Genomic DNA, 13,448 nt, shown 5'->3' with positions numbered 1-13,448 from the left:
AATTTAAAAGTAGTATTGATATAATAAAGCACTTTAAATATGTAGCAAATAATTTATAATTTAATTTAAACAAAGTAGCACTGCCCCTGTTTCATTTAAGTCATAATCCGTGTAATATTATATAAAATAAAGGAGAAATTAAAATGAAAAAGCTACTTTCTATCTTAGCATCTGCCAGTCTTATAATTTCTGCCCCGGTTAACTTAGTTGCATGTGGAGGAACAAAACGTCCTGACATAAAAGATGAATATGACTATGAAAAAATATTTAATGAATTAATGGAGGTAGCTAATAACATTTTTGCATCGAGTTTGCAAACAGAATTTGATTATCTTTATTTCTTAACCTTGGATAAAGCTGAAGAAATCTGAGGAAAAGCCTTTGATTTTGAAAAATTATGTGGTTATGTTGCAACACAAGATAGATACGTATTGAAATCAGATAAAGATTCAGAGTTTTTGAAGCAAATTGATAACTTTATTCAAGAAAAAAAGACTATTAACAAAATTAAGCAAGAAGCCGAAACCCAAATTATTGGTAACGTCAATTTCAAGGTTTTGTTGAATCAAAACAAGAACCCTTTTAGTAGTCCTTTGATTTTGGAAAAAGTTGAAATTGTGAGCAAAAGTAGAACTCAAGACGACAGAGTTGTTGCCATCGAATATACACTAGCAACAAATCTAGAACTTGTGGATGCCACAGGAAGTGTTTATTATGAAAGAATTACCTACACAGCTTCTTCAACCATCTTCGAAACAGACGAAGTTGCAGACGCTTTAAATGAAATTACTCACAAATATCAAAATATTTTAGCTGATGATAAATATTCAAGCCGCTTTACTTTTGAAAATAATGATGGTGAAGAAAATAATTATACAAAAAATAAAAGTAATTTTCTTGGGTTTGAAACTATCTTTGAAAAAGAAGTTAGCCCAGAATTACTAAAGGGAATTAATAACCCGGAACGCTACAAGATAAGTACAAAAGATGCAAAGTATAGTGCCTCTGATGTCGTTTCATTTGAAACGGAAACAGTCTGAACAAGCAGAACCTTTTCGTGAGATAAGGAATCAGATTATCGAGTTAAAAATATTAAAGCAGCCCTGAAGGAAGGGGGCCAAAAATTAGATGATTTAGTAGAACAGATGGCTGGCGAAAATTTTGATAGCAGTTATCATAGTCAATATATAGACAGAACACCTAAAAGTTTTTTAAAGCAGTACCCCGACTCATCCGCTTATATAAATAGTTGAAATATTTTTGATACTTTGAATAATGGTCAAAGTAAGCAAAATCTGAGAGATACCCTGAAAACAAAAGGTATTAATTTCAAAACTAATCTTGACACAATTGAGCAAAGAAGGGTAATAAAAATACTCCCAACATATGTTAATAACATTAAAATAAATTATCATTTTGCTCAAACTAATGAAGATTTAGAATTTAACCTTCCTAGAACCTTCTTCATGAACAAGCAACTAACAACAAAATCTGGAACTTTAGAGATGCACAAGGAATATGTCAAAGCTAACTTGCTCTTTCAAAGGGAACTTTACGGATATGCTCGAAAAGATACGATTTCTTCGACAAGAGATCTTGACTACACTCTTCAAATTAAAAGACCAAAAAGTTATACACAAGAAATAGAGCCAGGTAAATTATACCCTTTTATAGAATTTATTGAATTAGCAATCCAAGAAGCTATAGAAAAGGCAACAGCTCGTTATCCCGAGATAAAGTTTTCAGATTATATAAATGGCTATGCATTTTCTCCTGGTATAAATTATTTCAAGATTAATAGAGCGGGTTATTTATTTCTATACGACAGAGATAAAAAATTCTCAAATCAGCTAGATTTCTTATTTTCTTGAGGAAATGGTCGCAATGCGTTCGATAGTTTAGACCGTTTTTCTCTGTATTTTAACTCAGGTTTTCAAGTTGATACAATAAATACTGAATATAGCAGTGAAAAAACACCTTGAAAAATGGTGGGTTATTAGAAAATAAAATATTAAAAAAAGCTAAAATCGACTTAAGTAGTTGACTTTAGCTTTTTACAATTAATAATCTTGATAACAAGATATTAATATACTTTATAAGCTAATTAGAAAAGATTATTAAGCAATTGTGTTTATAAACTTACTGGTGTATAATAATACAATATAAAGGGAGGTAATAAAATGAAAAAATTATTAGCTATATTAGCAACAACAACTTTTGTTATTTCAGCACCATTAAGTGTAATCGCATGTGGAAAAAAAATTATTCCTGAAAAAGACCAGTTTGACTACAACCGTTTAATAAATGAATATTTAGCAGCTGTCAACAGTATTTTTAGTAGCGAAATTGCCGCGGCTTTTGAAGGATACCAATTTGTTAGTGATGAGGATTTACCTAAATCAATTACTTTTGAACAAATTCAGGTTAATCAAGATCAATTTAAGGAAAAAAGCGGTCCGGTTTATGAAGAATTTTTAAGCTGAGTAAAGAGCGTTATTCCCACTGATAAAATTAATAAAGCAATAATTGAAGATCTGAACTCAGATGTAAACTATAATCCTATCCTGGTTGATAAGGGCACTTCTTTAAAAAATGGTATTCAAGTTAATTCTATCAATGTAATAGACAAGGAATTTGCTCTTACATTTGATATTGAAATTATAGCAGGTGTAACTATGAAAATGGAAAACGAAGAAACCAGAGTTGAAACCATTTCTACTAATTCAATAGTGAATATTTTTGATGAAAAAGCATTAGCGGATAAAGCTAAAGAAGCGCAAACTGAATACACAGATATTATTAATAACAAAATTGCTAACAAAATTGAGTTTGAATCTGATTCGGGGGACTTAGATAAAAATCAGTATGAAATTGACCAAAGTTCAAAAATTATGGATTTTGTTAAAAAAAGTATAAAATTTTCTAACACAGAAATTGAATTAATCGACACTGATATGAAATTGGAAACAGTAAAAAATTTATATCAACACGGTGGTACAGCAATGTCGTGAAACGACTCTTTTTCAGTAAAAACAAACAACTTAGCTTACCAAACTTTCATTAAAGCACTAAAAGGGGAAGAAGAAGCAACAGAAACCTTGATGAAAAATATCCAAGGAAATGATGCTGAGTGAAGGCGAACTGAAAGTTTTCTATTCGACGAACTAGCTTTAGCAGAAGAAGCTATAAAAAATGGTGAACCAGCCGCTAGGGCTTTAAACCATTGAGGATTAAAATACAATATTAGAAATAACGGTATTTTAGACAGATTAATTGGAACTAGTAAATCTTCTTTTGAAATTAATTTAGAAAATGATAAAAAAGCAATTGTTGTTTTTCCAGCTGAAATAAAAGGTTTACAATTTAAATTTAACGAAAAACATTTTGACTTACCTGTCCAAAACTTGTTTGTTAAACAAGTAATCACATATGAAGACACCCTTTCTTATTACAATGATTTTATTAAGTCGGGATTTGAATTCAATAAAGCGTTTTTATCAATTGGTGAAAGCGAAAAAGGTAATGATATTTTTAATTTAACAGCACCCACAACATGAAGTTCACGGGATTTTGTTAATAAAACATTTAAGTGAGCAGATTTTCCTTTTGATGAATTAATGTTTGCTAACGAGGAGGCCAATAAATGAAATAGCAAGTTCAATGCTAAGGCGGAATTTGTCTACGCTTCTAGTTTATTTTATTTTAGTTCCCCTAAATATATATATGTAAGAGATGATGGACAAATATTTACATGAGTGATTGGTTCTGATAAAAAGGGATTAGCCTTAAATAAAGTGGGACTAATTACATCGATTTTCCCAAATCAAACAACATCTACCAAACCAAATCCTTGAGTGTTTTTTGGACATTATGATGACCCAAATGGACCAAGCTTTGACTCCGAAGATATTGCTCAAATCGCAAGTGACAAAGAATCTAAGATGAGAATAGTTTTTAAAAATTAATAACAACAAATAATCAACATCCTTTCCTGCTTGCAGTGGAAGGATTTTTTTATTTAATTTTTAAGAAGTAAACCAAAGAAGATTAACCTTAATCTAGGCCACCAAAGCCGACCACTCTGTTGGTTTAAGAATGTAATTATCTTTATACTTGCCACAGATTCAGTAACCATAAGAATTACAATTCAGTTAGTTTCTTGGGCGTTCTCAATTATGCCTTTCGCCATTTCCAAATTATCAAAATTAAATGCAGGTATTGCATAACCTCAAATCCTTGCCTTAACTAATCCTTTTTTTAAACTTGTTTTCAATTTCGTTTCTTTTCGATTGCTAAGGTTTAATTTTTACGAAACCTTGCTGAGTAATACTAGAATTATCATTTATCTAGATGTTAAAACCGCGATCTGCAATAACAACCATTCTAGGAATTTGTATTGAAATTCTTTTGGGATTAGCCGATGAAACTTTTATTTCAATTGAATCTAGATAAATTAAAATGTCATCTTCTTGTGAATTGTTTTTTAATAAGTATTCTTGATGCGCTTTTTTGTCTTCATTTTAGGCTGACTAGAACTTTGTCGGTGATTCAAAAGATTTTTGAGCTTCCACATTATTTTGGATTTCATCATCTTGCAAAAAAATACAATGGTCCTTAAAATTATTCTTCTCAGCTTTCCTATTTTTAATTACACCATCTTTTATTAGTTTAGTAGCAAACGGTCCTTACTCTGGTTTTTGGCAAAGGGTTATAGTCAGCTTCATATTTTGAGTTTCTTGTCTAATCGGGTTTATATTTATTTCTGTTACTCAACCATTCAATCTTTGGTGACTTTTAATGATTGCTTTATTGCTTAACCTTGGGCTGATAATTTAATACACTATTACTACTCTAAAAATAAATGTTGATAGAAAAATTGACCTAAATTTGGTAAAACAAGTTTTTATAATTTCTTTAATAGGATTCGTTGTTATTAACCCTTTTATTTGAATATATGGTTTAATATCTACATATTATTACAAGCAGATCTCAAAAAAAGAATTCATTTAAAAATAATTAGAAAATAAAAATACTTATTATGAAAATAAAAACCAACCCGGTTAGGTTGGTTTTTATTTTCAAATGTTTAATTGTAAGAATATTTTTAAAATAACCTAATTAACTACCCTTCATCACGTTTTGTTTTTTGAAATGTGAAAAAATACGCTCATCCAAGTAGTGGTAGTAATAAACAAAAATATCTAGCTCATCGATAAAAATCTTTTGAAAATTTTAGCAATATTAAAATTGAAATAACAGCTATTAAATAAGCTACTAAGACAACTATATATGCCAAGCCCATAAGTACTAGAGGGTTTGACAAATTTGATTTTAAATTAGAGATTAGCAATATAGTAGTGTTTAAAGAAATTAAATTAGCAGTCAAAATTATTATTCCACCAAGAACAAATACTCCAATTAAAAAATAAGATTTATTAATATAAAAATTACCAACGTTTATAAAAAAAACATTATAAAACCTATTAATTCATTTTGGACAAGTGTTTAAAAAGTTTCTAAGGAAGTATAAAATAATCAGACAGCCAATAATAGTAAACTCAAACCCCAGAATACTGTATGCTACTAATTTTTGATCTTCAGCTATTGAATTTGTAAAAATTACTGTTGCTATAATTATTAGTATGCCTATTTCCAAAGACAAAATGATGCCCGGAATTGCCCTGTTCTTCACTTAAATTTGCTCCTTTGCTGATAATCTTACTTATCATTAAGATTATATTGACAAACCAGTAATTTGCAATCTTTTTATTTAATTTCATTTATCTTTTGTTGGCCCACCAAGGGTTGATGTTTTCTATAAATTTTGTAGAGAAAATTATTATTTTGGACTGAAATACTTTTCGTGCTAATTTGACAGTTTAACTAAACTTTGTCATAACATTTTTGCAGTTAGCAAATTATTAATTCAAGATCCTATGGCATTATGTAATTGTTATTGAAAAAATATTTAATTAAAAAAAATTAAGGGAAAATTAATTCCCTTAATTTTAAAAAGCAATCCAACCATGACAAGTATTAATGGTAAAAAATTATACTTTTGAAAAATTCAAAGCTTTTAAATTATATAGATAGCTTCCCATTTAACTTCAGGTTTATCTTTTAATTCTGCAAAAGTTGAAGTTGCAGATATTTTAAATCGAATAAAATCTGATTCTCCAACTTTTTCATACTGATGAATTTCATCAATTATTGTTGTAAAATATAATTCCTCGTATGGTAGCTTAAATGAAGTACTATGACCTGTTGAAGTTTTATTAAGGTAATCTGATATACTGTCTTTTGCCCTAACAGTCTCACCACTAATAATTTCATCTTTTGCGTCACCAAGCAAATAGGAATTCTTCAATCAACAATTGAAGGGATTATTGATATCATTTTCAAAGTCATCATAATTCAATAAAACATGGTGCAACATTTCATTATTAAAATTATTAATTTCAGCCCTATTTGTTTGCTTAAATCTAAATTTTTGATCTTCATATTTTAATTCTATTTTATTGTTAGGATTTTTATTTTTAATAGTTAATTGATAATTAAATTCATAGTCTTTCATACTTTCAAAGGGATTTTCATCATTTATTTGTTCTCCGAAATTATCATAATCTAAGTTAACATAAATATATCAAACGTCATCATTTTTACTTGAAAAATTATTGTAAATTTCCTTCGCAATAATATTCTCAAATTTATATCCCAATATGGTTCGTATTGATGAATTTGACTGTTCCTTGGGATCTCTATTCTCTAAAAAATAAAAATCTCCCTCATACCCAAAATTCTGATTAGCCATTCACTCACCAAATGTTTCAGCTGTTAATTCCTGTTTTTCCTTAACCTCAGGTTTGTTAAAGCAACTCACTACAGTTGTAATTGGCGTTAACCCCAAACCTATTGATGCAAATACTGATAATATTTTTTTCATATTTTTTCCTCTTTCTCTGGTTATAGTAATATCACATTTTTATTATAGCAATATTTTTTAAATATTTTAAAATATTTTAGAAATATTTCCATTTTGTGATTATAATACTTATGTACGAAAGGAGAATAAAATGTACAGAAATAAGGTAAAACAAAAAAATAGCAATTGAAAAATAAAAACTAATAAAAATATTATTTTTGCCGGACTAATGACTTCGGCGTTGTTATCAGGAACTTTATTATTAATCCCTAAAAATCTTAATAAAATATATAACTTTGATAATATCAACTTTAATAGCCAGGCCGATGTTATGAATTATGCCTCATCAAGAGGTTTAAAAAATCAGGTCGAAGATACAAATTATTATTACAAATATAAAAATAAGGTTTATTCATTGCAGGAACACGATGAAGTGATCGATAAAATGTTGCAGGATGCTGAAATAAAAGAAGAAGAAACATACCGCAACGTAAATGATTTTGTTGTTTCTCAATCGGGAGAATTATCAAGTAATGTAAAAAAGCTATCTAATGATAAATTACAAAAAGTCTACAAGGGAAGAAACGGATTTTCTTATATTGATTTAGATGAAGCTGTTAAAACTTTTCAAGATTATGATGAGGTTATTTTAATAGAAAATTTAAATAAAAATTCTAATAATTCTTTAGAGTTTTATAATGAAAGTGAGGCTATTCAATATTTAGAAAATATGAAAAAAGCATCTCTTGAAAGCGGAGAGGAAAGTGATTGTTATTTGGTATCTGGTTCATGTCAAGATGAAGGATCAGTTAAGCAATGACTAAAAAGTAGTTCGACTTATAAGTATCGATACAAAGACTATGAGTGAAGTAATTTTGCTCCAGCAAATATTAATAGAATAGATGTTACAAGTGAAGACAAGGTTTATCAAGATAACATTTTTGACTTTGAAGGTAATAAAGATGGTTACTGAATAGATATTAATAACACAGGAAAGGGGTCTTTTAGCGGTAGTCAATATATTGAAACAAATATTGGCAAAACCACTTTTGATGAAAAAATTCAAACAGGTTGGACCCTTAAAGAAGAGTCTAAAATAAATGCCCTATTAAGCCCGATACTTTTATTGTCTGAAATGAGCAACGGTTTAGATTCGCTTTCTAGAGAAAATGAACCCGAGTCAGAAAAATGGGAATTTCTAAAGGATGTTTTTAATGGGGATGAAATTTTGAGAACTGGTTTTATAAAGGATGTCGCATCTTTAACTGGTATTGATCTAAATGAATCTGAAGGAAGTTTATATATTAAAACTTTTGAAGACCAAATGGAAACTAAGGCTAAAAATATGGATTCAAGAACAAAAACTTTGGTATTTTTTAGAAAACTTTCAAACTTGTCTTTAATGAAAAATAATTTAGACGGGGATGGCAAAAACGGAAAAATGCAAGAGTTTGATGACTTGTGTAAAAATACATTAAAAAACGTCATCACAACAGAGGACGAAAGATTAAATGGGGTTTATGATGAATTGTTCGAAAACAATAATCCAAAAATTTTTATTGGAGATGTTATTGACCTGTTTTTAAATCCCGCTAGTTTTCAATACAAAAAAGATGATACTAGATTGGCTTTTGCTAATGTTATAAAAAAAGCTAATGAAATTGGGGATGCCATAATGAACCCAATGAAAGAGCTAGATGGTATAGTTGATAAGTATTTTGACAAAAATGGTAAATCAAATGGAAAAGTAATTACCGTTGAAGATCAAAAAACTATTGTCCATCAACAAAATTTAGTTATTGAAAATAAATTCGAGAATAGTAAAAAAATAAAGTTAGCAGACGGTAAATTCTATTCTAAAGAAGAAGTTAAATTAGAAAATAATAAACGCTATGAAGATATTACAATAACAAATGATCGCAAAATTGTTACTATCAAAGAAGAGGCAAGTAGTTCTTTGCTAGGAGATTTAACATCAAAATTAAATACAGTTCAACAAATTTGGGAAATGGGAAACAAATTATCACCATTTAAATACAAAACTATGGCTCTGGATTTTGGTGATGGTCAAGAACTTTTATATACTTATTTGTCTATTGGAATTCTAGGATGAGAATTTAACCCCCAAGATATAGCCGGTTTTTTAACAACTTCACAATTGTACAAAGGAGTAGGAAGCCAAGATGACGAAGGTTATCGAGTTCGTGGAAGTTTTTTTAATAATCAAATTGATGCCATAAACTACTTAAAGACATTAATGATTCGCGATCCCAATGAATATACTGAAATACAACAATTCAATATAAGTATAATGGATCGCAATGAAAATATGGTGATCAATAAAGACGACAAATTATCTGTTGAAGAGCAATTAGATATCTTTATTGATAAAATTTTTCAAAAATACTATGCAAATTCAAAACAAAGATATTTTACTGATGGATTTGGAAATAAATTTGACAATAAAATGGATGCTTTAAGTAGTATGCGAGAAAATATTACTAATAAAAACTTTGTTAAAAAATACCAATGAAAAGATAAAGATAACATCAAGAGAAATTATGATACTTACGAAGAAATGATCAATGTCCAAAATAACTATATTAAAAATACCTACATCGAAGAAAAGTTAGTTATTTCTAGTGATTTATTTGGTCAAACAAACTTTAATAAATTAGAAGCTCAATCGGGGGGAAACCATAAGTTCTATTCACTAATTGATGGGGCACGACAAAGATATTTTAAAACTTATGATGATGCTTTTCAATTTGTTTTAGCAAAAAACAACTTTGAATTAAATATAGAACAAGTTATTAATTATCAAGTAATTTATAAAGGTGAAACCTTTAAATCCGAAGAAGAATTTATGAATTGGGTCATAGAAAATACCAAAGTAATTAGCGGAAAGGGAAAGGTTCATTAAAATGAGTTTGAGTTTATTTAAAATTTTATTAAGCACACAAATGGCACTATCAACAACAGCTTCAGCATCAACTCTGGCGACCAATTTTGGTGTTTCTCAAGAGGACCGCGAATACCAAGTTGAATCAATGAAAAATTTAATAAAATCTAAGTCTAAGGTTCTTTCAACTAATGAAATATTTAAATTTCAAGGCAAAGAATTTAATGGCAGAGAAGAAATGGACAAATATATTTTTGAAAATAATTTAATCGAAGAATATTCGACATCTTCAAATATTAACAAAATTATTAAAGATCATCAAAATAATATTTTAGATGGTGACAAAATATATGGAACAAATTTAGATGATTTTCAACTTGTATACCGTGATGCTTTTGGAAATGCCCGAACTTCAAGACAAAAGTCTTTGAACTCTTATACACATAAGGGATTGGTAAGACAAAAATATAGCTATGATTACCTGGGTTGATATGATTCTCCAACCGAAGCAAAAGACAATTTTGTTTACAAACAAGGATTAGAAAAATCATTGTACTATCAAGTTGATAATCGCTACTATAACTTATTTAATCAAAAAGATCAAGATGAGTTAAAAAATAGTTTTTTGGATGGTTACTATTTAAAACCTAGTAATTTTACTAATAATGAAAAAGTTTTTGGTGATAACCAAAAAGTGGAGACTTCTGTTTACAATAAATTTAGAAGTTCATGAACATCACCAAATCGTAAACCAGCAAGCCAAGGAATAGAAGATGATTTAAATTATCAAGATTATATAGATATTAAATATAAAAACACCGTTTCAATAGTTGGATATAACGATGTTCTTATTGCAATTGATGGAAATATTGTACCAAATACAGCAACCTTAAACGTTTCTAAGGAATATAACGCTGATTTCTTATCTAAAAGAACAAATTATGCATCTCATATCGAACAAACTGGTAGTCTGAAGAAAAGGTATTATACAATGAATGTTCAAACCGAAGATGAAACTAAGCAACTAAAAATCTTACCAAAAAAAGCTACTTTATCCACATCAGATGTTGATTTCAACCGCTTAGCTTTTGCAGATAATTATAATTCAACAGTGACTTTATACTCTAAAAATTTTGAAAAACTTAATTTAACAGAAAAGGAAAAAACTCAGTATAAAATTTATGAACTTAACGGTTTGAATTACAAAGTTAATAGCGCAAGGGATATTAGAAGTCAAGACGTTTTAAATTTATACGGGGCTTGATTCCCTTACTTTGTGAAGGACCAATTTCTAGATTTCAAAGGAATTGAAAGGGGTGAGTTTAATAAATACGGCGTTAAAAAAGATTATCTCTATGATATAAATGGGCGTAAAGGATTTGACTACTCACTTTCAGATGGACTTGATTATTACAATGAATTTGTTAAACCACAACTGTACAAAAATTTTGTTGGTACAGATAAAAACGGAAACAACCTATACAAAGTTAACAATAATTTTGATGCAACTAGTGAAGAGCTAGAGAAATATTTTTACCTGCAAGGTAAACAAGACATTCGTTTAATGTACACTTTTACAGGAGAGAGAAATCATTCTTCTATTGATGGAATATCATTAGCATCAACTCAAGCTGAAGCGCAAGAGAAATTATTTCAAATTGAAAGAAGCATTTTAAGTAAAAAATATTTCGCCTACGATGTTTATGGAAATTATGAAGTTTCAGGAAATAACGAAGATGAGGCAATCCGTAAGTTGCAGCAAAAAGTTGACCTTCAAGCTCGCTATGTTCATTCTAATGAAATTGAAAGTTGAAATGATAAAGTTGTTAGCTTCGAAAATATAATAAGCGACGGGGTGTACACCACCTATAAAACCTTAATTAACGGGAAACCTGTTTATTACTTAAATCACCACGATGCATATAACGCCTTATTGGGTAATACAACTGGGCAAACTGTGGTAACAACTAGAACAGTAAATGTTTATCTTTATATTGAAAATCCAGGAGATAAGCAAGTTAACCACACTTACTCAACTGATTTAGAACTTGAAGAGTTAGCGAATAAAATTTTAGGGTATGTCAACTAAAAAGTTAATATATAAGTCGAGCATTGTCGCTTATTATCTAACCGTATTCTCCATTTGTCTTACTGCAATTTTAATGATTAATAACAATATTTTAATTTGAACATCAATAACAATGATTATTATATTTACTGAGGTAATATTATCTTATATTAACAAGAAAACTGATAATTTAAATTTGGATTTTTATACTTCTGAGATTAACAAAACAAAAAAAAGACTTTATGAGATTTTTGCGGCAACTTTGATTGCATCATTTTCTCTAAATTTTATGGTTTTCTATTCTTTTTGATCTTTATTAAATTCATTTGTTCCCCCACAATGAACAATTGTTATTGTGATAATTGTCAGTTGATTTATTACTAATATTTTTCAAGATAAAATCTCGGCTTTAATATTTATATTCATGTTTATTAATCCGTTGATTAACAACATTGAAAGTTATAATCTAACTTTAATTGGGGCTATTTTGGGTGTCACTTATTTATCATATTTTATTAAAAACAATAAAACTGAATCTAGTAATTTAAAGAGGCACTTAAGTAAATTTAAAATTTGTATTTCAATAGTCATTATTTTAATTTGTCTCCCACTATATGGAATATTCCCTTTTTCAAAACCACAAATTTATCAAGACTTATTGGAATTTGATTTTTATAAAAAAATAATCAATTTGTTGCCTTTAATTTTGCTACTGATGTTCTGTTGTTTTTCAAAGGGATATCTTTTTATAATTGCTTTTTATGTATCATCGCAGTTATTGACAAGCTTTATTTTGGGATTTACCAGGGATATTAATTCCCAAAATGAATTAAACTTTATTTTTTCTGATTTATGAATCAAAAACACCTTTGAAAACACGAATTTTTGAATTTTATTCATAAAAACTATATATGATATGCTAAAAACCCTTATTTTATGGGCTTTTATAGTAATAATTGAGGAAAAAGTTTCCTTTTTTAAGTCAAAAACCTGCTCTAATCAGGCAAAAATTAGTGAAAATAGGGGGATTATCAAGGAATTTTTTAAAATTTTGGCAATAGAATTAAGGTTTTGGGGAGCAAAAACAACTGCAAGTGAATTAAAAGGCCCAGAAAATAGTGCTTTTATCAGGCAGAACTTTTTATTTGAGAGTTCTGAATCCTTACTAAAAAGCCTCAATCCCTTTGGAATCTTTAATGTTTTTGTGATTTTTTTGATTTCGCAAAACCAGGAAATCGATTTCTCATTAGTTATTTTGTCGCTTCTAAAATTCAATTGAATTATTTACTGCCTAATATTTATAGTTATCATCTTGAATTTGGTTGGTAAGTGATCGGATTTTCTATTTAAAAATTGGGAAATTGACCTTTCAAAACTAAAAGACTTGAAGAAAACCAAAATTCAAGTGATGTAGTTTTTTATAATAAATATCCCAAGATATTATTTACTAATTATTATTTTTAAAATTGGCGCCCACTTTGTGGTGTTTTTTAATGTCACATCAAAAACCGATTTGTAATAATAATTTGTGGATTAATATTATTCAAAAAATTCAG

The 13,448-nt window shown here is 28.5% G+C and carries 7 protein-coding genes; 5 read left to right on the top strand and 2 right to left on the bottom strand.

Annotation, left to right across the window (positions count from 1 at the left end):
* Nucleotides 1-143 precede the first annotated feature (143 nt).
* Both AACK87_RS04600 and AACK87_RS04595 read left to right on the top strand, forming a co-directional pair.
* A complete protein-coding gene (locus AACK87_RS04600; RefSeq protein WP_338972163.1) occupies nucleotides 144-2,000 on the top strand; it encodes a lipoprotein in 1,857 nt (618 codons plus the stop codon).
* A 180-nt stretch (nucleotides 2,001-2,180) separates the two neighbouring features.
* The gene (locus AACK87_RS04595) at nucleotides 2,181-3,965 is read left to right on the top strand and encodes a hypothetical protein (RefSeq protein ID WP_338972160.1); all 1,785 of its coding nucleotides are present in this window, start codon (nucleotides 2,181-2,183) and stop codon (nucleotides 3,963-3,965) included.
* A 1,157-nt stretch (nucleotides 3,966-5,122) separates the two neighbouring features.
* On the opposite strand, the gene AACK87_RS04590 is transcribed toward AACK87_RS04595, so the two are convergent.
* Both AACK87_RS04590 and AACK87_RS04585 read right to left on the bottom strand, forming a co-directional pair.
* Nucleotides 5,123-5,692 (bottom strand): hypothetical protein, encoded by a 570-nt coding sequence (locus tag AACK87_RS04590; protein WP_338972157.1) that lies wholly within the window; start codon nucleotides 5,690-5,692, stop codon nucleotides 5,123-5,125.
* Between the two features lie 384 nt (nucleotides 5,693-6,076).
* A complete protein-coding gene (locus AACK87_RS04585) occupies nucleotides 6,077-6,943 on the bottom strand; it encodes a hypothetical protein (protein ID WP_338972154.1) in 867 nt (288 codons plus the stop codon).
* Nucleotides 6,944-7,073: 130 nt separating this feature from the next.
* On the opposite strand from AACK87_RS04585, the gene AACK87_RS04580 reads away from it, so the two are divergent.
* The 3 genes from AACK87_RS04580 to AACK87_RS04570 all read left to right on the top strand — a co-directional run bounded on the left by AACK87_RS04580 (nucleotide 7,074) and on the right by AACK87_RS04570 (nucleotide 13,306).
* Nucleotides 7,074-9,845 (top strand): hypothetical protein, encoded by a 2,772-nt coding sequence (locus AACK87_RS04580; protein WP_338972151.1) that lies wholly within the window; start codon nucleotides 7,074-7,076, stop codon nucleotides 9,843-9,845.
* 1 nt (nucleotide 9,846) lies between these two features.
* Nucleotides 9,847-11,913, top strand: coding sequence for a hypothetical protein (locus AACK87_RS04575; RefSeq protein ID WP_338972148.1), 2,067 nt, complete (start codon nucleotides 9,847-9,849; stop codon nucleotides 11,911-11,913).
* Nucleotides 11,914-11,986: 73 nt separating this feature from the next.
* A complete protein-coding gene (locus AACK87_RS04570) occupies nucleotides 11,987-13,306 on the top strand; it encodes a hypothetical protein (RefSeq protein WP_338972145.1) in 1,320 nt (439 codons plus the stop codon).
* The last annotated feature ends 142 nt before the right edge of the window (nucleotides 13,307-13,448 follow it).

The sequence above is a fragment of the Spiroplasma endosymbiont of Panorpa germanica genome, assembly GCF_964019765.1.
Classification (GTDB): domain Bacteria; phylum Bacillota_I; class Bacilli_A; order Mycoplasmatales; family Mycoplasmataceae; genus Spiroplasma_B.
The sequence above is the reverse complement of the archived record's forward strand: the minus strand, read 5'-3'. Positions and strand labels throughout refer to the sequence as shown.